Annotated in this window: 17 protein-coding genes; 8 read left to right on the forward strand and 9 right to left on the reverse strand. The window is 67.9% G+C overall.

Annotated elements, in window-relative coordinates:
- Positions 1-88 precede the first annotated feature (88 nt).
- Positions 89-709 carry a hypothetical protein gene (locus ABIA32_RS07665; protein ID WP_370093094.1) on the forward strand — a complete coding sequence of 207 codons (621 nt, stop codon included), beginning with the start codon at positions 89-91 and terminating at the stop codon, positions 707-709.
- A gap of 165 nt (positions 710-874) precedes the next feature.
- Here the strand turns inward: ABIA32_RS07665 and ABIA32_RS07670 are convergent, their stop codons facing one another.
- Positions 875-2,008 carry a hypothetical protein gene (locus ABIA32_RS07670; RefSeq protein WP_370093095.1) on the reverse strand — a complete coding sequence of 378 codons (1,134 nt, stop codon included), beginning with the start codon at positions 2,006-2,008 and terminating at the stop codon, positions 875-877.
- 850 nt (positions 2,009-2,858) lie between these two features.
- Between ABIA32_RS07670 and ABIA32_RS07675 the strand changes: the two genes are divergently transcribed.
- The 3 genes from ABIA32_RS07675 (at position 2,859) to ABIA32_RS07685 (ending at position 9,849) form a co-directional block, all read left to right on the forward strand.
- Positions 2,859-9,182 (forward strand): RHS repeat-associated core domain-containing protein, encoded by a 6,324-nt coding sequence (locus ABIA32_RS07675; protein WP_370093096.1) that lies wholly within the window; start codon positions 2,859-2,861, stop codon positions 9,180-9,182.
- 76 nt (positions 9,183-9,258) lie between these two features.
- Positions 9,259-9,483 carry a hypothetical protein gene (locus ABIA32_RS07680; RefSeq protein ID WP_370093097.1) on the forward strand — a complete coding sequence of 75 codons (225 nt, stop codon included), beginning with the start codon at positions 9,259-9,261 and terminating at the stop codon, positions 9,481-9,483.
- Between the two features lie 21 nt (positions 9,484-9,504).
- The gene (locus tag ABIA32_RS07685) at positions 9,505-9,849 is read left to right on the forward strand and encodes a hypothetical protein (RefSeq protein ID WP_370093099.1); all 345 of its coding nucleotides are present in this window, start codon (positions 9,505-9,507) and stop codon (positions 9,847-9,849) included.
- 406 nt (positions 9,850-10,255) lie between these two features.
- Here the strand turns inward: ABIA32_RS07685 and ABIA32_RS07690 are convergent, their stop codons facing one another.
- The 6 genes from ABIA32_RS07690 to ABIA32_RS07715 all read right to left on the reverse strand — a co-directional run bounded on the left by ABIA32_RS07690 (position 10,256) and on the right by ABIA32_RS07715 (position 14,749).
- Entirely contained in the window at positions 10,256-10,957 is a 702-nt protein-coding gene (locus ABIA32_RS07690; protein WP_370093101.1) for a hypothetical protein, read from the reverse strand.
- A 53-nt stretch (positions 10,958-11,010) separates the two neighbouring features.
- Positions 11,011-11,865 (reverse strand): hypothetical protein, encoded by an 855-nt coding sequence (locus tag ABIA32_RS07695; RefSeq protein WP_370093103.1) that lies wholly within the window; start codon positions 11,863-11,865, stop codon positions 11,011-11,013.
- On the reverse strand, positions 11,849-12,745 hold the full coding sequence (locus ABIA32_RS07700; protein WP_370093105.1) for an aldo/keto reductase: 897 nt from the start codon (positions 12,743-12,745) through the stop codon (positions 11,849-11,851). The genes ABIA32_RS07695 and ABIA32_RS07700 overlap by 17 nt, the downstream gene beginning before the upstream one ends.
- Complete coding sequence (locus ABIA32_RS07705; RefSeq protein WP_370093107.1) at positions 12,742-13,929, reverse strand: cupin domain-containing protein; 1,188 nt, start codon at positions 13,927-13,929, stop codon at positions 12,742-12,744. Before ABIA32_RS07705 ends, ABIA32_RS07700 begins: the two co-directional genes overlap by 4 nt.
- Before the next feature lie 11 nt (positions 13,930-13,940).
- Positions 13,941-14,081: a hypothetical protein gene (locus ABIA32_RS07710; RefSeq protein WP_370093109.1), complete on the reverse strand. Its 141-nt coding sequence runs from the start codon at positions 14,079-14,081 to the stop codon at positions 13,941-13,943.
- Between the two features lie 173 nt (positions 14,082-14,254).
- Positions 14,255-14,749: an ATP-binding protein gene (locus ABIA32_RS07715; protein WP_370093111.1), complete on the reverse strand. Its 495-nt coding sequence runs from the start codon at positions 14,747-14,749 to the stop codon at positions 14,255-14,257.
- A 204-nt stretch (positions 14,750-14,953) separates the two neighbouring features.
- On the opposite strand from ABIA32_RS07715, the gene ABIA32_RS07720 reads away from it, so the two are divergent.
- From ABIA32_RS07720 to ABIA32_RS07730, 3 genes are all read left to right on the forward strand, one after another.
- Positions 14,954-16,255, forward strand: a complete 1,302-nt coding sequence (locus tag ABIA32_RS07720; RefSeq protein WP_370093113.1) for a helix-turn-helix transcriptional regulator — start codon at positions 14,954-14,956, stop codon at positions 16,253-16,255.
- A complete protein-coding gene (locus ABIA32_RS07725; protein WP_370093115.1) occupies positions 16,252-17,070 on the forward strand; it encodes a class I SAM-dependent methyltransferase in 819 nt (272 codons plus the stop codon). Before ABIA32_RS07720 ends, ABIA32_RS07725 begins: the two co-directional genes overlap by 4 nt.
- 157 nt (positions 17,071-17,227) lie before the next feature.
- Positions 17,228-18,160, forward strand: a complete 933-nt coding sequence (locus tag ABIA32_RS07730) for a hypothetical protein (protein ID WP_370093117.1) — start codon at positions 17,228-17,230, stop codon at positions 18,158-18,160.
- 190 nt (positions 18,161-18,350) lie between these two features.
- Here the strand turns inward: ABIA32_RS07730 and ABIA32_RS07735 are convergent, their stop codons facing one another.
- Positions 18,351-19,385, reverse strand: a complete 1,035-nt coding sequence (locus tag ABIA32_RS07735; protein WP_370093119.1) for a DUF4365 domain-containing protein — start codon at positions 19,383-19,385, stop codon at positions 18,351-18,353.
- A 118-nt stretch (positions 19,386-19,503) separates the two neighbouring features.
- On the opposite strand from ABIA32_RS07735, the gene ABIA32_RS07740 reads away from it, so the two are divergent.
- A complete protein-coding gene (locus ABIA32_RS07740; RefSeq protein WP_370093121.1) occupies positions 19,504-19,695 on the forward strand; it encodes a hypothetical protein in 192 nt (63 codons plus the stop codon).
- 80 nt (positions 19,696-19,775) lie between these two features.
- Here ABIA32_RS07740 and ABIA32_RS07745 read toward each other — a convergent pair whose 3' ends face one another.
- The gene (locus tag ABIA32_RS07745) at positions 19,776-20,696 is read right to left on the reverse strand and encodes a LysR family transcriptional regulator (RefSeq protein WP_370093123.1); all 921 of its coding nucleotides are present in this window, start codon (positions 20,694-20,696) and stop codon (positions 19,776-19,778) included.
- Positions 20,697-20,723 lie beyond the last annotated feature (27 nt).

Genomic DNA, 20,723 nt, shown 5'->3' on the forward strand with positions numbered 1-20,723 from the left:
ACCCCGGCAGCACCGCCCCCGGCCCGCCACCTGGGCGAGCCCATCCCGATTGCACGAGCTACCTCAGCCCAACGTTCAGGAGGCCCTCATGTCCAAGCCCGAGCTGCGCGGCGACGTCATCGACCTGCTCCTCGACTGCGACTTCAACCTCTGGCCTGACACCGACACCTATGCCCACCTCAGCGACGGGCGGCCCTTCACCCGCACCGAGATGGGCAAGGTGCTCACCGCCGAAGCCGCGGAGCACGACGCCGCCCGCCACAGCGCCGAGCTCATGCGGGAATACGAGGTCGAACGCTCCGTGAAGGGCGAGCCCGGCGCGAAGAACGGGCGGGCCAAGGCCATGCGGCGTCTCGACGCCCTCGCCGACCGCTACATCGACGACCTCCCCGGGGACCTCATCCACGAGGACGACCTCCTGGCCGCCATGACCAAGAAGAACCGCGCCAAGTATAAGCGGCTCGCCCTAGTCGCACTCACCCACCCTGGCGCGCAGGCATACCGGGCCAAGCAGGCCGCCGCAGCCGCCGAGGTCATCAAGCTCTCCACCGGGCTGCTCGGCCGCTACGTCACGAAGGTCGAGTGGTACAGCGGCACCATCCCGGACACCGACACCCTCGAAGCCCGCCTCAGCGACGAGGACCGCACCCACTACGACCGGCTCCGAAAGCTCTACCAGCACTACTACTTCGGCGAGCAGGATGAGTAGCACGGCCACTTACCAGCGCCAACAGCCGGGTCCCGGCAAGAGGTGGGTTTCTTCCCAATGGCGTTGACGTAAAGGCGGCTTGGGTCACCGGAGGCGTTTATGAGCGGCGATCCCATGGTCCAGCGGACCATCGGGACCCGTCGGCTGAGGTTCAGGTCAGGCCGTTCAAAGCTGCATCAGCAGCACAACGAGGCCGACCAGCACCGCCATCATCCCACCGTAGCCGTAGGCAATGCCGATGATGCCCACGACGGCGCGCTGCCACAGTCGCGGGCCGGTATACGGGGCGGCTGGCTGCGGCAGCGCGGGCGGCAGGAGCGGAGCCGCAGCGGCCTCCGGGAACAGCTCACTCCAACGGCGGCACAGCATCTGCGCCTTGGCCGAGAACTCGCTGTCCCAGAGCAGCGCCCCTCCCCGCGGTGCGGCAAGCAGCAGGGTGCGGCCGGTGGCGTCCACCATCGCGATGCGGTGGGTGCGGCGGACGGACACCAGTTGCAGGGCGCGGACCTCCGCCCAAGGCAGGGCGGTACGCCGACCGAACAGGTCGCGCGAGACAAGCTGTTCCCTGTCGGCGATGGTCCGGACGAACCAGAACCGGGAGGCGCAGCCGAGGATGAGCAGGCCGACAAGCCAGCCCAGCAGATGCTCGGCCGTCGAGCTGCCGCGGTCATGGGAGCTGCCCACCACCACCTCGATGGCGACCAGCGCCATCGGAAATGATGGATAGATCCGCTGCAGAACGGAAGGGCTGAGGCGGAAGCTATCCGCCAGCGGCTCGTCTTCCTCGTCCTCCGACCAGGGCACGCCGCCGCCGGCCAACCAGTGGGCGTGGATGGTGCCGAGCTTCTCATCGAAGCGGCGGTCCCAAGCGAGGAAGCCGGTGCAAGGCTGGCGCAGCGGGATCCGCGTGCCGTCGTGGAGGTAAAGCACGGCCCGGCGGCCTGTGCCAAGCGCGAAAGGCTCCGCCGCTACCTCGGCGATCTTGCTCCATGGCACCGTCCGCCGGCGGAACCGGTAGATCACGGCGGCCTCCGGGGTGAGGACGATGCCAACCCAGAAAGAGAGCCACCAGTTTTGAAGAGCCAGCAGCGCGAATGGCCACATTACGGTCAGGCGCTCTGACAACGGCTCACCCGGGATCGGCCAGGTGACGGCGTCTGTCACGAGAAGGGCCGCCATCAGCGCGTAGCAGCCGAGGCCGAACGTGGCCTGCCAGGTCGGTGCTCGGTAGCGCATCGCCAACGCTCTGCCCAACGGTCCCTGCTCCGACTCGGCGAACGGCTGCCCGGCGGCGCTCATGATCCCTGCTCTCTTGCTCTGTTCATACGACTAGCGGCCGAGATCATGTCGCCACCGAGCGTCCCTGTGCAACAGACAAACCAGCTTCCTCGGCGGCTCAATGCCTAACAGTGCCTAAGTTACTCACAAGTAGGGGGACTGATCCCCACCCATGACTGACGCACAAATGACCCCAGGTTGGACTAGGCGCGAGCGGGGCCGTGGCCCCGGCCAAGAAGAGGTCGAGGCGGTAGCGGTCAAGCTGCGCACGGATCGCCTCATCGGCCCAGTGAGCTCCACGATCCGAGGGAGCGGTCCAGCCGATGTCGAGGGCAGCCAGGCCCAGCGGGTTATCGACCGGAAGCGGTTCGTGCCGTTCGACCCCGCCAAGGGAGTGCGCGAGGTGGCTTGGGTCAGTACACAACGCCCCCGAAGCCGCTCACCCTCCCCTTGATACCGGTTCAGGACGCGGCATCATTCGGAGCCCGTTGGTCCGGTTTGCCCATGGCGACTCCGGCGGGCTTGGCGAGGTTCGCCCGCATGTTCCATCACACTTCGGCATCCCTTGTCTGCGAAGTTCCTGACAGCGGCCGACATGACGCCTTGCCAGATGACGAAGATATAGATATTCAAAGCGGACTATGTGCCTCCGATAGTTACTCAAAGTCACCGCTGGAACGACTCTGCATGGCCAAGGAAGTCTGCCTGAGATGATCATCTGCACAGGTGGGAGCCATTGCTTCGCATACGAGGTGGGATGATCGCGCGGCTGTGCACGTAACCGAAGCATGCACTGCCTGTCATGATTCCTCGTTGGACTGGAAGCATCTTGTTCTCACGCAGATTCACAGGCGGACTGATAAGCCCGCCCTTGACCCGGTCGGCCGCGCTCGCGGTGACAGCGGCGCTGCTTGCCGCCGGCACCGCCGTGATCGCACCGGCGACGGCGGCGAAGGCCGACACCAACTCCTCCTCGACTACGACGGTGACCTCGCGGCCGGACGCCTACGCGGCGATGATGGCCGCGAAGAAGCAGGGCTCCGCGGTGGAGGTGCTGGACGACCGCACCGACGCCTCCCAGACCTTCGCCAACCCCGACGGCACCTTCACGTACAACACGTTCGCGCAGCCCAAGTGGGTCAAGCAGGCCGGGGCGTGGAAAGACCTGGACCCCACCCTGGTCAAGGGCAGCAACGGCGCTTGGTCACCCGCGCTCTCGGAGTCCTCGCTGGTGCTCTCCGGTGGCGGCACCGGGCCGCTGGCGACGATGACGGTTGACGGCAAGCAACTCGGCCTGACCTGGCCGAGCGCGCTGCCCACCCCGACCGCCTCGGGCGCCACCCTCACCTACCCGAACGTGCTCGCGTCCGGGGTGGACCTGCAGGTCACCGCGACCGCGGCTGGCGGGGTCGAAGAGACCCTGGTCATCAAGAACGCCACCGCGGCCGCCGACCCGGCGCTCGCGGACCTGACCCAGACGGTCAACTCCAGCAACGGCACGGTCGTGTCCGCGGACGCGGGCGGGAACCTGACCGACACCACCACGAGCGGCAGCCTGCTGGTCAACGCGCCAGCCCCGGTCATGTGGGACTCGGCCACCACCACGGATGCCACCGCGACACCGTCGGACAGCCCCACCCCCACCCCCACCGCGAGCGCCACCGCGGGCGGCACCCAGGCCGGAGGCCTGGCCCGGGTTATGGTGGCCAGCCTGGCTGCACCCGGCACCCACTCCACTGCACACACCTCCGGCTCCCATGCCCACCAGCGGCGGGTGAAGGCCACCTTCACGAACCACAAGCTGCACCTGGCCGCAGACACCTCGCTGCTGACCGCGAAGAGCACCGTGTACCCGGTGTTTGAGGATCCCGCGTTCGTACCGCACCCGACCTCCGGTGCCACGCTGCACTGGGACGAGGTCCAGCAGGCCTACCCGACCACCTCGAACTACGACGCCGCACCCGGCTCAGGTCTCGCGGTCGGCTACCAGGGCTTCTCCTCCCCGACCGGCATCGAGCGCACCTACTACAACCTGAGCGTGCCGTCCTCGATCTACGGCTCCACGGTCATCTCGGCGTCGCTGAACACCACGGTCACCTACGCCGCCGCGTCAGGTTCAAACACCGACACCGTCAACGTGTACTCGACGTGCGCGATCACCGCGTCGACGACGTGGAACGCGCAGCCGTGCCACGACAGCTCGGTCAACCCGAACTACCCCAACCCGGTCGTCGCCAAGAGCTTCACCACCACCAGCCAGAGCCCCAACCTGGCGGTGTCCTTCAATGTCCAGCCCTCGATGCAGCTGCTCGCGAACGGCAGCCACAACAACTGGACTGTCGGCCTGTACAACTCCACCGAGACCAACGACGTCAACCTGATCCGCTTCGCGGACAACCCAACGTTCTCCATCACCTACAACAACCCGCCGGCCACCCCGACGAACCTGTCGGTGAGCCCGTCCAACGTCGTCGGCTCGACGACATACACCTCCACCGGCAAGCCGACCCTGTCCGCGTCCGCCACGGACGCCAACAGTGACACGGTGCAGTACAGCTACCAGATCCTTTCTGGAAGCACCGTCAAAGCCTCCGGCACTACCGCCTTTGTGAACTCCGGCACGGCCGCCACCTGGGCGCCCTCCACGGCGCTCGCTGACGGCGCGTACACGTGGCAGGTCCGCGCCTACGACGGCCACGATTACTCGGCCTGGACCACCGCCAAGGCGTTTACCATCGACTCCACCACCCCGGCCGCGCCGACGGTGAACTGCCCCAGTTACCCGGCCAACACATGGACCGCTGCAATCTCCGGCGGGGTCACCTGCACCCTCTCCGACACCGCCACCGACCTGTCCGGCTATGCCCCCAGCCTGGACAGCGGCATCATGCCGCTGCAGAGCTCGACGAGCCTGGCGATCAACCCGGGCAACGGCCTGCACACCCTGACCGTGAAGGCGGTCAACAACGCTGGCACCGCCAGCGCTGCGACCACCTACGTCTTCGGTGTCGGCGGCGCCGCCCTGGTCACCCCAGTTGACCAGCAGACGACCTCCAACACGGTCCAGCTCCAGGCGTCCTCACCACCAGGCACCGTCAGCGCCCAGTTCTACTACCGCGTCGGCACCAACGGCTCGTTCGTCCCGGTGCCCGTCGGTGACGTCACCAACAGTGGGGCATCGGTGACCTGGCCGGTTGCCGTGCAGAACGTCTACACGACCGGAACTCTGTATGGGCCTCACGCCATGTTCGTGATGGGCGGCTCCGGGACCGTGACCTCCGAGGTCACCCCGCTGCTGACCTGGAACATGGCGCACAGCCTGAACACCGACGGCCTCGTTCAGGTCGAAGCGGTCTTCACCGACTCCAACAACAACACCGTCACCACCCCCGCGGTCAACGTCACCCTCGACCGCCTCGGAACGGGCACGGACTTCGGAACCACCCAGGCCGGCCCCGTCACCGTGGGCCTGCAGTCCGGCAACGCCTCCGTCAGCGCCAACGACGTGAACATCTCCAGCTACGGCAGCGGCCTGTCCGTCGACCGCACCTTCAACTCCCTCAACCCGACCGTGAACACCGGCTTCGGCCCCGGCTGGACCACCAGCCTTCCGACCTCCGGCAACTCCTGGGCCTCGGTCACCGACGACGGCACCTACGCACAGCTCACCGGCCAGGACGGCTCGAAGCTGACGTTCGCCGCCGGAGCCGCCAGCAACGGGACCACCCCGTATACCGGTCAGGGCCCCGCCGCGGTCAGCGGCCTGACCCTGACCAAGAACTCGACCGGGTTCACCCTCACGGACACCAGTGGCGTCCAGGTCACCTTCGCTCTGCCTACCGGCGGCGTCGGTGGCCTGTACCTGCCCACCACGGTCACCCAGCCCGGCTCAGCCAAGTCCACCGGCTACATCTACGACCCGAACAACGGCCCCACCCAGGGCAAGCTGATGCTGATGGTCGCCCCCAACGCGGCCACCAGCACCCCGAACACCACCGCCTGCCCGTACCCGGCCACCAACGCGAGCTGGGCCGCCGGCTGCCGCGGCCTGCAGTTCGGCTACGACAGCACCACCGGGAACATCAACGAGGTCGACCTCCTCACCACCGACGGCACCACCCTGACCACGACCCCTGTCGCCAAGTACACCTACGACGCCTCCGGCCGCCTGGCCACCGAGTGGGACCCGCGGATCAGCCCGGCGCTGGCCACCACCTACAGCTACGACGAGAACGGCACCGCTGACCCGGACAACGGGCGCCTGACCCAGATCAGCCCCGCCCAGTCCACCGTCGGCACCCTCGCCCCGTGGGTGCTCGCCTACAACGACACCGCCACCAGCGCGGACTACGGCAAGCTCGCCTCCGTCACCCGCACCCACAACGCGGCCAACGGCGGCGGCACGGCCAAGACCGTGGTCGCCTACAGCGTCCCGCTCACCACCGCCGCAGGCGGACCGGCGAACATGGACTGGCAGACCACCGCCACCTGGGGACAGACCGACGTCCCCGCCTCCGCGGTCGCGATCTTCCCGGCCGACCACGCCCCCACCAGCACCCCGCCCACGGACTGGACCTACGCCCAGATCCTCTACTACGACGCCAACGGCAAGCAGGTGAACACCGCCAGCTACAACAACGGCTGGAACATCGCCACCACGGAGTACGACAAGTACGGCAACACCGTTCGCTCGCTGACAGCTGGCAACAGGGCTACCGCGCTCGCCGCGGGCAGCACCTCCGCTACCGTCGCGGCCCAGCTCGACACCCAGAGCGTCTACAGCAGTGACGGCACTGGGCTCACCGACACCTACGGCCCCGCCCACCAGGCCATGGCCGCCGGCAGTATCCAGACCATCCGCACCCACGTTCACCAGGTCTACGACCAGGGCGCGCCAAACAGCGACAAGGACGCCAACGGCAACCCCTACCACCTCGTCACCAGCCAGACCGTGACCGCCAGTCTCGGCAGCTCGGTACCCGGCAGTAGCGACGTCGACGGCCGCACCACTCAGTCGATCTACAACAACGGCAGCGACAACGAGGGCTGGACCCTTCGGACGGCACTGCAGACCGTCACCGACCCCGGTACTGGCCACCTCAACATCACCAAGACCATCGCGTACAACGAGAACTCGGGGCTGTACGGAGGCGAACCTCTGCAGATCTCCAGCAGCCAGCCCAGCGACACCGCAGGCACCGGCACTGGCACCACCAAGACCGTCTACTACACCGCCGGCAGCAACAGCGCCGACTCCGCCTGCGGCAACCAGCCCGCCTGGACCGACCTGATCTGCAAGACCGAGCCGGCCGCTCAGCCCGGCACCGCCGGACTGGCCAGCCTCCCGGTCACCCAGTTCACGTACAACACGTACCTGTCGCCGCTGACCACGACGCGGACCTACACGGCCGCCGACGGAAGCACGTCCACTAGAACGACGACGGCCAGCTATGACGGCGCCAACCGCCAGATCCAGAGCGGCATCACCACCACCGGCACCGGGATGGGCGCGGCAGTTGCTCCCACCAAGACCGTCTACGACGTAGGTACCGGCCTGGCAACGGACACGCAGAGCCTCGACAGCGGTGGCGCTGTCACAGCCGACCTGAAGACCACCTACGACGACTGGGGCCAGGCCAGCACCTACACCGATGGGTCGGGTCAGGTCACCAGCTACGCCTACGACCTGGCCGGCCGGCCAGTCAGCCGCAGCGACAGCACCGACACCGTAACCCTTGTCTACAACGGCGGCAGCAACCACACGGGACAGCTCACCGGGGAGACGGACACCAAGGCCGGCAGCTTCAGCTACTCCTACGGCGCGAACGGCAGTCTCAGCAGCTGGACCTACCCCGGCGGCACAACCGGCACACTCACCGTCGACTCCACCGGAACCAACACCACTGAGACTTACACCAACAGCAGCTGGAGCAACCCGCTCAGCGACAGCATCGTCAGGGACGCCACCGACGACTGGGTCAGCCGCACAACCCTGGCCTCCAACCAGTCCTACGTTTTTGACGCCGCAGACCGACTGAGCACGGTTGCGGACACGCAGGCCGGGCAGTGCACCACCCGCACGTACTCCTACGATGCAAACTCCAACCGAACCGGCCTGACCAGCGGCGCGCCCAACGCCGACGGCACGTGCCAGACCACTACGACATCCACCAACTCGCACACCTACGACAGCGCTGACCGGATCACCGACACCGGCTTCGCCTACGACACCCAGGGAAACGTCACCACAACTCCCTCGGCCTACGCAGGCGGCATCGGCGACCTGTCCGCCACCTACTTCTCCAACAACATGGTGGCCAGCCAGACCCAGGCAGGCGACACGATCACCTGGGCTCTGGACCCCGAGGGCAACCGCACGCTGACTCAGACCGACAGCAGCACCGGGTCAACCACCACGAACCACTTCGCGGACAACTCGGACAGCCCCGACCTGATCACCGACGCAACTGGTGGTTGGACTCGCCTCGTGACCGGGCCTATCGGACTGCTCGCACAGGTGACCGCGACGGCGACAATGTTCGAGCTCCGTGACCTGCACGGGAACGTGCTGGCGGACATCAACGCCAGCGACAACTCCGTCGCCGCGACCCACACCTACAGTGAGTTCGGCGCCGCCGAGACCGGGCCGGCCCAGAAGTACGGTTGGCTGGGAGTCGACCTTCGCTCCGGCGGAGCCCTCGGCGGGCAGGTACTCATGGGCGCACGGGTCTACAACCCGTACACCGGAAGGTTCAGTCAGGTCGACCCCGTGACGGGCGGCAGCGCGAACAGCTACGACTACACCAACCAGAACCCGATCAACCAATACGACCTGACCGGCCAGTACTCCGAGTGGTGCAGCTGGGACAGCGGCATCCGCTGGGGCGGTTGGTACGACACCTGGAGTGGGTGGCAGGCCAGCTGGTGGAAGTCCTGGATAATCAAGGTCATGCAGGGATGGGAGAACATCTTCCCTGCGGAGGTCCAGATCGACGGCCTCCAGACCAGGTGGGGCTATCAGGTCCAGTTCTGGGTCGAGATCTACGGCGGACAATGGCATCGCTCGCGCCAGACATACTACTGGTACCAGTCCAGGTGCGAATTCGCCTTCACGCTGTTCTGGTGGGGCCCCACCTACCACCACACGTGGTATGAGTCGCCGTACATCTACGAATCGTCCTCGTACTACTACTAGGAATCGGCAGTAGCACCGGGGGTGTGGCCTCACACGCGGGGCCACACCCCCCTGCACCAAGGGAGTTCGCCGCATCATGACAGAGCACCTGCTCAAAATCGCCGTCGGCGTCGTCACCGTCATTTGCTCCAGCATCGCAGCATCGAAGATTGCACCCCGAAGGGGTGCCAACGCGGCGGACTGGAGCTTCATAGCCATCTTTCTCGGCCCGGCAGCGATCGTCCTGCTCCTCCTCTTCGGAGGGAAGGGGCGCAAGGCCCGTCAACAACGAGCGGGCCTGAATCGTGAAGCCTCGGACTGACGTCTGACGGAGTCGCGACGGGTGGGACAATCCTCGGCCCCACCCGGGGAGGTCCACCTCCACTGGAACTCATCGCCCGACGACGTCACCGAACAATGGAATGTGCAACTACTTTGGGGGCTGGCTGCCGTGCTGGGAATGGTGCTGAAACGCATAGCGGAAAGCTGGAAGCGCCACGGCGCGCCATCGATGCCGATGAGCGTCGGGCTGGCAACTGCCGTCGGCGTCACATCCCAGATCCAGTCCTCGCCGGTATTGCACGGGGTCATCTTTGCCGGCGTCGCGTGGGGGATAGCCACAGTCCTGTGGGCCGCTGCCAAGTTCTCCCGCTGCGTCCGTACCTGGGCGAATACCCGTCGCACCTGATCACGTGACACTCTCCCCGGGTGGGGCTATAGCACCGCGAAAGCGGACCACGGCCCCACCTGGGCTATTTCTCCCCCGTCTCCTGGGTTCTCCCACGCACGGTGCGCGGAAATGGGTAGGGCCCATGCCCGACAGGGCGGCCAGCACGGTGAGTACGACGCCCGAGGGATCGTGCGCCTTACCGGACCAGCCGACCTTCGGGCGCCATGAACATCAACCGGCACCCGTCTCACGCAGGCAGGCGCCGAGCGCCGCCCTCCCTGCCGAGTCTGTTTCGGGACGACTGCACTCGTCCCGGATCCGGCACTCGTACTCCGTCTGACCTGCGGTGCAACGAGTACAACGAGTGTTTCCACCCCCACCCCAAAACCCCCTCCACCGGCTGCACGCGCCCAGGCTCGGCGGCTCACTCGCAGCCGAGAAGGCCACAATCCTGGGACCTGCCAGGGGTGCTGGCACCGCCGCTGGCCATCAGCTGCCGCAGCGTCGGCGAGCAGCGCAGGCGCATGGAGGTCTTCCACGCGTCGTACGCATCGTGGTCCTCCCGCTCCTGGAGGAGGTGCTTGATCCAGGTGTGCACGACACGGTCCTCACGGGAGAGGCCGCTGCGGATCTCATGCACGACCGTGAGCGCGAGCCGATAGTCCGACAGCGGGACGAAGTTCAGGTCCACCCGAGTACCGCCCTCCAGGTAGCCGAAAAGATGGCGCGCCTCACCGGTCGGCCCGGGGCGAGTCTTGCGGTAGACCGCCCTCCCCGTCAGCAGGACCTCCAGCTGTCCCAGGTTCACGCAGCTCGCGGGCATCGGGGCGTACAGGTCGATGTCCGAGCACCCGAGCGCCGTCCCCGCGTACGACGACCCCATCGGGTGCGGGCGGCTCCCCGTCCACACCGTGCACGACGACCGCGCGGCCTCCTGGACGGCCCGAAGACGCGCGCGGTCGACAGCCACCGTCTCGTAAAAACGCGAGGCCAAGCGCCGCTCGCCAGGAGCGAGGTGACCAAGGTCAACCCAGCCCACCGCGAGAACCGCGTTCAGGTCGCTCGTGCATGTGGACGGGCACAGGCCCTCGGCGATGGGCTGACACGGAGGGTGCTGGTGGCGCATGTCCGAGAGAGTACGTGCACGTCCGGCCTGGCCGGACAGCGGGGCCGACCCGGCTACCCCAGCGCGGCGTCTTCTGCTTCTCGCAGGATCGCCAGCCGGGCCCGGAGGGGCTCGGCGAGGTCGAGATTGTCACCTCGGCTGTTGGTCTGCAGGAGCTGGGTGATCACCGCGAGTTCGGCGAAGCGACCCGAGGGCGTGTCGAGCTGGTCGGAGAGGTGGTGCCGGACGGCCGCCGCGACGTCGGGGACGAGGAGGCTGTAGGTGTGGAGCATGGCTGCGTCGTAGCCCGCCGGCGCCAGGCCCCACCCCTCCCAGTCGAGCATGTGTAGCTCTGGAGCGGTGAGGTTGGCCCAGTGCAGGTCACCGTGAGCGGCGACCCAGGCGACTCCGTCCTGGCTGGGCGTGAAGCCCAGGTGCTCCGGCATGGCCCGCTCCAGGTACTCCTGGCGCAGCGCGACTCGGGTGGTGGGGACCTCGCCGACCGCGTCGAGCGCGATCACCAACCCAAGCCACCACTCTCCCGAGAGGCGCGGAGTCGAGCGCAGAACGGGACCGTCCGTGGTGATCGTCGTGTCCGTGACGACGTCGTAGAGCTCGGCCAGGTAGGCATCCTCGGCGTCCGTCCAGGTGGAGGAGGCGCGAAGTCGCGGGCGAGGGACGCTCGCGGGCATGGCCAGTTCTGCCTGGGTGGGGCCTTCCCAGAGCTTGCCGCCGGCCTTGTCGGCCGATGCCGAGACGAGGCGGAGCCAGCGCTCGCCGTCCTCGGTGGTGACGCGCCTGCTGAGGGTGCGTCCGCGCCAGCCCCATGAATCGCCCTCGCCGACGACACAGGCCCTGAAGGTGCGCGCGGCGTTGACATGGGCTTTGCGCATGCGGTCGGCAGTGGCGGGGTCAGGTTCCGAGTACATCTGTGATCCTCTGGAGTTGGTCCCTGCTCAACACAGGGCCGTCGAGCGCGGTTACGGCCTGGTGCCAGTGTTCCTGGCTGCCGGTGCTGATGAGTACCCGGCGCACGCCCGGCGCGGACCCGACTACGGCGAGCGCAGCCTGGGCCGGGCTGCTTCCCGGCGCGATCAGGTCGATCAGTTCCGGGGTGAACAGCTCGGGGACCTGGCCGCCGTGCAGCGGCGCGGAAGCAAAGACGGCCAGGCCCGCAGCGCGGGCGTCAGCGAGGACACCGCTTCCTTCGAGCGCCTGAGCGATCGGGGCGAGGCGCACGATGGAGAGCGGGAGTTGGACGGCGCGAAGGCGGTGGTCGGCTCCTCCGGCGCGGAAAGCGGCACCCAAGAGGGTGGGGATGTCGAACAGGCCGCTGCTGAACCCGCTCCAGGTGGCGACGCCGTAGGCACGCAGTTGTCCGTCGGCGCAGGCTTCCTCCAGCACGGTGAACGCCGTGTACAGCAGCTCGTTGACGTGCTCGGGCAAGCAGTGGTGCTCGGGGTTGTGGAGGAAGACGAGGTCGGGCATCCGGCCGAGCCGACGGCAGCTGCGCGCGATCTGCCAGCACAGGTACTCCGGCTTGAGGCTGTGGCCTTCGGCGGCTTCGGCCTGGGTCAGGACGCCAGCCGCGACGGCGGCGGCCCTGTCGGCCTCGGCGATGAAGCCGACCTTGGTGGAGACTCGAACTCGGGAGTGGCGAGCCAGGACAGGGGCGAGGGCTGCCTCGGCATGGCCTGCAGAGTAGTTGGGGGCGGTGTCGAGCCAGTCGGCGCCGCACCGCGCCGCCATCGCGGCGGCCCGGCGGACGTCGGGGCAGCGGTAGGTGCCCAGCCCCATACGGGTTCTCACAGGTTGCCCCCGAGGGCGGCGGCGTTCCCGTTGACCAGTTCGGCGACGACCCCGGCCGTCTGGGCGAGGGTGAGGCCCGCGCGGGCGGCCAGGAGGGCGAGGCGGTGCTGTCGGCCGTCGGCGAGCTGCTCCAGGAGCGGCAGCACGGGGGCAGCGAACGTCCAGTCCTCTCCCCCGGCGACCAGGTGGACGTTCCCGTCTCTGTCCGCGGACAGGGCCGGACGCGACGGCAACAGGCGGACCAGCAGGTCCGGCTGGGGCGGCACGCCGTTGACGAACGGCAGGGAGGGCGCGAGCCGCGCAGCCTCGGTCGCGTCGCGGGACGCCGCGAAGCGGGCGACGAGGTCGGGGCTCTCCAGCTCCTCCAGGAGGAGCTTGCGCAGCTCCTCGACGAAGGTGCGTTGCTCGTCGTAGCCAGCCAGGAATGGCACCTCGGCGCGGATGCCCTCATGTGCGCGCAGGGTCTCCGACAACCAGTTGATCAGGTCCGCGCCGCTGTGGGACTGCAGTCCGCAAGTGACGTGGAGGGAGTGCTGGCCCTCGGACGCGGCAACCGCGTGCCACCAGCCTCGCGGCAGGTAGAGCACGTCGCCGGCGGCCAGGACCAGGTCCGCCACGGGCTCGCTCGGGGGCGGTTCGGGTGCCTCGACGTCGCGGTGCATGGGTGCGTTGCGGGTGGGACCGTACAGGCGCCAGCGCTTGGCGCCGTCGAGCTGGACGACGACCACGTCGTGGTCGTCCCAGTGGGTGCCGAAGCCCTCGGTCCCGGTCCAGGAGGCGTAGAGGTTGATCTGGCAGGAAGTGCGCAGCCAGCGCTCCAGCTGGGCGGCAAGGTGGTGCAAGCCGGAGTGGAGCTCGTCGACGGCGTCGAGCACCAGCGTTGCTCCGGCGGCGAGTTGCTCGTGCAGGGCGTCGGGCTGGAGGCGCTGCCAGACGGTGCTGCGGCGGGTGACGACGGGCCGGGTGTAGCGGTGGGTGGGGACGGGTTCGCCGTCAGCGGCGAGGCGGAACCGTGGGGCTTCAAGCCGGTGCCGGGCCAGGATCGAGTTCAGATCGTCCCAGCTGATCAGCCCGGCGACGGACGCGGCATCGCCGCGCGCGACCAGGTAGGTGCGGCCGAACGCCTGGGCGAGGAAGTCGTCCCCGCCCAGGCGCTGGGCCACCGAGAAGGGCTCGGTGGTCATGGGATCAGCCGTCAGTCGTTGCTGTCGCTGACGCCGGTGGAGCCGCCGTCGGACGGCTGCTCGGCCCGCGAGCGGACGGCGGCGACCCGGGTGCGGGCGATGAGCAGGCCGTCGTTCTCCAACTCGGTGGCGCTGGTGAGGTGCTCGTGCATCGCAGACCTCCTGCGTGACAGTGCGGACCGGGCCGGTTGCCTGGTCCATCGGGTTGTGTGCGGCGGGTCCCGTCGCGGGGGAGCGTGAAACCGGGAGCCACCGCGGTGGTGCGGGAGCCCAGGCCCGGGCTCCGTTCCCTGGCCCGCGTCGCGATCGGGCCAGGAGCTGGGGGTCAGGTGCTGCCTTTCGGGGTGAAGTCGGCGGCCATCGGCGCGGCCACGCGCACGAGGGCGGTGAGCCGTTCCTCGCCATCGAGGCGGGAGTCTGGGCCGACCTCGAACCAGACCCGCTTGCCAGCGGGGTCGGGTTCGGCTCCCCAGGCGGCGGCGAGGGCGGCCACAAGGAGCAGTCCGCGCCCGTGCGGCTCCGTCGGGTCGAGTCCCCTCGGCGTGGGCAGTTCGGGGTCGGTGTCGGTGACCACGACGCGCAGGCGCTCCCCGGTCCACAGGACCAGGACCGCGCAGGCCGCACCCGTGTGCCGAGCGGCGTTGGTGATGACCTCTGCCGAGAGCAGGGCCACGTCTCGGCGGGCGGCATCGGTCAGCGGCAACTCCTGCCCGATCACCAGGTCCGAGATCGTCCGGCGTGCAGCGGACACCGCGTCTGCGGCGGGCTCCACGCGGAAGCCCGGACCGAGCTGGCTCGGCGGAGGGGCAAGAACGGACATGGCTGGCCTTTCGAGGAGGAGCGTGCACCGACTTCCGCCGGCCTTCTCTCGCCCCGGGCGCTCCCGGGTGTCTCCACCAAACCGCTCTCAAGCGCGCCGAACCACGGCAGAATTGATGCGCACAGGACGCATCCGTGCTGCAAACCGACCGCTGAGCTGGGACGTCGCGCTCCAGGCGAATCCAGCTCGCCGAGGAGGACGTGCATGGCGACCAGGAGGCCCAGGCTCATCGAGCGCCGAAAGGCGGTCGGGCACACCCAGGAGTCGCTGGCCGAGGCGATGGAGGTCGACCGAACGACCGTGGGGCGGTGGGAGAGCGGCCATGCCGCGCCCCAGCCGTGGATGCGCCCCAAGTTGGCCGGAGTGTTCGGCATCACGGTCGATCAACTCGCCGACTTGCTCGACAGATTGGACGGACCAACCGGTGCCCGGCCCGAGATCGTGCCGGTGCAGTTACCCCAAGCGCAGCGACCGGCGAGCCCACGGGACATGGTCGCCGCCATCGCCACCGACTCCGCCGAGTCGGCCCTGTTCCTGCGGTTCGCGAGCACCACCAACGTCGACGAGATCCTGCTGGAGCAGCTGGAGGCGGACATCGCCCGCCTGGCCGTGGAGTACGTCAGCAGGCCGGTCCCCGACTTGATCCACGAGATCAGCTCCATGCGACGCGGCGTCTTCGACCTCCTCCAGGGCCGCCAACACCCCCAGCAGACGATCCGGCTCTACCTCGCAGCAGGCCGACTCAGCGGGCTCGCCACCCACATCGCCCTCGACCTCGGCCACTACGCCGTCGCCGCCACCCACGCCCGCACCTCCTGGCTCTGCGCTGAGCACGCCGGCCACAACGGACTGCGCGCCTGGGTCCGCTCCATCCAGTCCCTCATCGCCTACTGGCAGCGTGACTACGCCCAGGCCGCTGAGCTCGCCCGAGCAGGCATGCCGTACAGCGACGGCGGCACCATGGGAGCCCGCCTCCTCAGCCTCGAAGCGCGCGCCTGCGCCGCCAGCGGCGGCCAGGCCGGAACCCTCCGCGCCATCGAGTCCGCCGCCGAGGCCCGCACCGGCACGACCGGCGTGGATCTCCCCGGCGTCTTCACCTTCCCCGAGGCCAAGCAGTGGGCGTACGCCGGCACCGCCCTGCTCGCCCTCGGCAACACGCGCTGGGTGCCCCAAGCGATCAGCGCATCGCATCTGGCCATCGCTCTCTACCAAGCGGCCCCGGAAGCCGACCAGTCCTCCGGTGACCTACTCGCCGCCCACCTCGACCTCGCGAACGCGCACCTCGCCAGCCGAGACACCGACGGCGCCCAGGACGCACTCAACGTCGTAATGCAGGCGCGACCAGAACGCCTCACCGCCAGCATCGCCAAGCGCCTCCAGGCCCTGAACCGAAGCCTCGCATCGCAGCCCTACGCAGGCTCGCCCGCCCTCCTGAGCCTCCGTGAGAATGTCCAGGAAGCCTGCTCTCGCCCCGTCCTCACGACCACCTCGGAGCCAAGCACGTGACGAGCAACACCGCACAGCAGGACGCCGCAGTCACCGACAAGACCCGCCTGGCCACCAGCGCCTACGCCGACGAACGGCACCTCGCCGCACGACAGTCGATCTACCAGTGGCAGCAGCCCCGCTACGACCTGCCCGGCATCGTCGTCGAGCAACTCGCTGGGGTCGCGGGAACCGTCCTGGACGTCGGCTGCGGCAACGGGAAGTTCGTCACACGCCTCCACCACGACCGCCCTGACCTCCAGGTCATCGGGATGGACATCTCCGCCGGAATCCTCGCTGACGTACCTGGCCCGGCCGTGGTCGCCGATGCTCAGGCGCTCCCCCTCGCCGACGCCTCCGTGGACGCCGTCCTGGCGATGCACATGCTCTACCACGTCCCGGACATCCCGGCCGCGATCGGTGAGTTGGCCCGTGTGCTCAAGCCCGGCGGACTCGTGATCGCGTCCACCAACAGCGACACCGACAAGCAGGAACTCGACCGACTGTGGCGTCAGGCCGCCGCCGAAGTCCTAGGGGCGGCGGAGGGCCCGTCCCGTGTCTCGCTTAGTTCCCGCTTCTCTCTAGAGAAGGCCCCGGCCCTTCTGAGCGAGCACCTTTCCGATGTACACGTCATCGAGCTGCCAGGAATCATCGAACTCACCGACCCGGCACCCGCAATCGCCCACCTGGCCTCATATGAAGCCTGGGCAGATCAACTGGGTGTGCCCTTTGACGCGACCCTCGCGCACGCGAGGGAGCTCGCGATCAACGAAATTGGGAACCATAACGCATTCAAGATCACCTGCTTGGGTGGGGTCATCGTCGGGCGGCTCTGAGTCGGCACATCAGGGAAGCGATGACGCCACAGGAACCCGTCTGGCCACCGCACGGCATCAGAGCCCCTCGTCGAAGACTCGGGCGCGGCACAACTGGGAGCAACGATCAGTGGGACTGGCCAAAGTGGGTGGCCAAAATCGGGGGATCTCAATGCGGGTGACAGCACTTGCGAGGATGAAGTGGGCGGGCCGGAGCTCGTTCCGGCTGCGCGGCACACGCCGCGAACGCACTGCGGGCACCGCGCTCTACTTCGTCAGCGTCGCAGGACCCTTGAGTGCCATCTACAGCCACGGAGAACCACTTCTCCGAGTGATGGACTGCATCGGCTCGGTAATCTTCGTTGCGCAGGGGACCGTCCTCCTCTTCACCGTCCCCGCCTGGTGGACCGCAACAACGCGGCGGCTGAACGATCGTCTCCCCGGGTGGGTCTACATCGCCTTCATCCTTGCAGTGGGCGTCTGCCTCATCCTTACCGGGGCCGCAGGCCAGCGGTACTACGCCGGCACCTTGGCATTTGGCCTCGCCTTGACCATGCGCTCCGCGGCGTCACTGACCGAGCCCAACATGACCGTCGTCACTGAACGGCAACTCCTGTGGCGGCTGCGTCGCGCGGGGCTCATTCACGCGGGCTTCATGCCCGTATTCGCGTTCGGCGTCATGGTCATCACCGGGGCGATCGTGCACGCGACCGGACAACATGTGCCCTTCACCTGGCCAGCCGGTGTCATCGTGGCGACCGCAGCCTTCATCTTCAAGGTGCACCAGCGCATGCGGAAGGTCTGCACCCTGACGGTCGACCGCGTGACGCAGGTCCAAGCGACCCTCGCGGCGCTCGATTCGCCCGCCTCCGTCCCTGCGGCGCGGAAAGCAGTCAAAGACCTTGAAGCCGCTCTCCGGACGCCCGTCCAGACCGGATACCACCTCTGGGGCACGCCCGTGGTTCCCGCCGGCCTCCGCGAGGGGATCATCGAGTGGCTGGACAAGCGCCTTACTGATCAGCAGCCGGTGCCCGACAGTCAGGACGTCGAGTACCAGAGTCTCGTCACCATCGCGAGTGTGTGCCGCCGCTGGGTCGACATAGCCGCGTGAGCCCACGCACTCACAGACACCCGACGCCGGCTCCCCGGCCTTGACGGCCGTGGCTTGCGAGGTTCAGTTGGCTGAGCGTGAGGGCCGATCCGACCCGAACGCGGCGTGACCTTACCTGCTCGCGAGCTCTCGCGAGCCGATCAGGTTGCAGCCCAGGCCGGGCACGGCCGATCAGGAAGCACCACGCAAGTCATTCAGAGGCTTCATGGCCGTGCAGAGCCCTCAGCCGACGGCGCCTCGCAATCTCCCGAAGCACGTAGCTGCCCCCGATCTGGAAGACGGCAACCTGAGCAATGGTTGGCATCTCGTCAACGAAGATTGACTCGTAGGTCTGATTCACCGGCCAGAATCTAGATCCGCCAAACGCGATGTACCACCCAGAGAAAAAGAGGAAGTACGCTCCAATTCGCAGGGTCGCAGCCCTTCGCCTATTAGAGTCCTTCCAGCCAAGCCTGAGCAAATAGGCGATTGTCCCATAGAAGCACAGCAACCACATCCAGCCCATTTGGTGGTTCTTCTGGGCCGCCTCACGCAGCCCCGGCCCAGTCATGGCAAGACTGACACCCATCACCAGCATGGTTAGGTACTTCGCGGCATTGGCGAGGAAGTTCGGATGCCTGTCATAGAACTCAACCTGAGCCACAGCTTCAGGAAGAGGGCGCTCACTCTCCCACATCTTCTCGACATCGTTCGCATGACGGTTGTTGTACCGCCGGATCGCCCTTGCGACGCGCCGGACCCCGCCAGGACCACTCGACCTTGGTCCATCATCCCGGGCAATAAATCGCCGAATGGAACCAACCACGGAAGATACAGTCTGGCGATCCAGAACTGAGTTCTCTTGCAGAGGGATAGATCGCGGACGCCTCCCCCGGGCAATCTCATCGAGGAGGTACGCCGTCATGTTGACCCAATAGAGCTTGCCGATCTCCGGATCGAAGACCACTCCAATTACGGGAATCCGGCTGCGCGACCAATCTTCGACATGCCCCCGACATGGGATTCCATAGCCAACAGCCCGACGGTATTTCAGCCCACTCTTGACCTGAACCGAGACGATGTCACCAGTACGCTCGCCTCGCTCAGTGAAGCTCAGATAACAGTCCTCGCCGTAGTCATTGCCGCCATCGATTTCCTGCACGATGTGGCCAGCGGATTCCATTAAGGACCGAAACTCATTCACGCCCGCCCGCTCAGTCCTCTTCGTCCCGAGAACCTTTGCCATGGCCCCCCTTCCAGTGCCGATGCAGACAACACCCATGCTAGGGGTGGACACTGACAAGCCGGTCAACATCTGAAGCCCCGCGTCGCGGCGCTGCCTCGACGGGCTCCTCGTGCAATGGATGGCGAGCAGCCGCGAGTCACTCAAACGCACCGTCGAAGAGGCCGCCTCAGGGCACTCACAGGGCACTCGGCACATGAAAACGGCGCTGACCAGCGAAAACCACCGAAGGGAGTTTTCGCAGGTCAGCGCCATGATTTCCGCACCCTTGCAGGTCAGCGCGGTGCTCGTGCAGTACGTGAACTACCGCTAGTCGCCGGAACGGACCATCGCGACGAGGGCCGCAGTGGGAGAGGCACGCCTCCCCCGCTGCGGCCCTCGTGTGTCGCACGGTCAGCCGTGCGGGCCGACGGCGGGGCGGGCCGGCAGGAGGCCGGCCGGGAGGGGAGTGGAGCGGAGCTCGCGGATGAGGGCGCGGAGCGCGCTGGTGCGGGCGAGTTCCGGGGTGGTGACGTAGCCGACGTCGCGGGTCGGGGGGAGCGCGCCGAGGTCGGTGCGTGCCACCTTCGGGGGCAGGTCGGTGAGGGAGAGCCAAGGCATGATCGACATGCCGAGCCCCTCGGCGACCAGGGAGAGGGCGAAGACGTCATCCTCGGCCGAGAGCCGGGCACAGGGGATCCAGTCCTGGGCGCGCCACCAGTCGCGCGTGCAGGAACCGCAGTTCTCGACCCAGTCGACCAGCGGAAGGGCCTTGGGGTCCGTCGCTCCCTCCGGGTAGACGAGAGCGTAGGGCTCTCGGAAGAGCGGGGTGGCCGTCACGCCGGGCAGGGTGGTCGCGGAGGGGTCGAGGGTGGCGATGCCGAGGTCGGCGCGGCCGTCGGCAACCTCACCCGCCGTGCCTCGGCCCAGTTCTCGGACGATCACCACCTGGGGCTCGAGCGCCGGGTGACGCTTGCTCAGTCGCAGCAGGACGGGCGGCAGCAGATGGGTCGCGGCACTGCGGAAAGCCGCGATCCGGAGCGGGCCGGCGATCTCTTCGGAACCGCGCGCCGCCTCGCGGGTCTCGATCGCGAGGGTGTCCATGAGCCGCAGGATCCGCCGGGCGTGGGCGGCCGCACGTTCGCCCGCCGGGGTCGGCGCAGCGCCCAGCCGACCACGGGTGAAGAGGACGGCACCCAGCTTCCGTTCAACCGTGCGGACCGTGTGCGACACCGCGGACTGCGTGCTGCCCAGCTGCTCGGCGGCGGCCGTGAAGCTGCCGGCGCGGGCGACCGCGACGAGGACGCGCAGTTCTTGCGGTGCGAGATCGGCCATGACAGGAAGCGTAGTCGCGAGGAGACG

It is taken from the genome of Streptacidiphilus sp. MAP12-20, from assembly GCF_041262525.1.
Lineage (GTDB): Bacteria > Actinomycetota > Actinomycetes > Streptomycetales > Streptomycetaceae > Streptacidiphilus.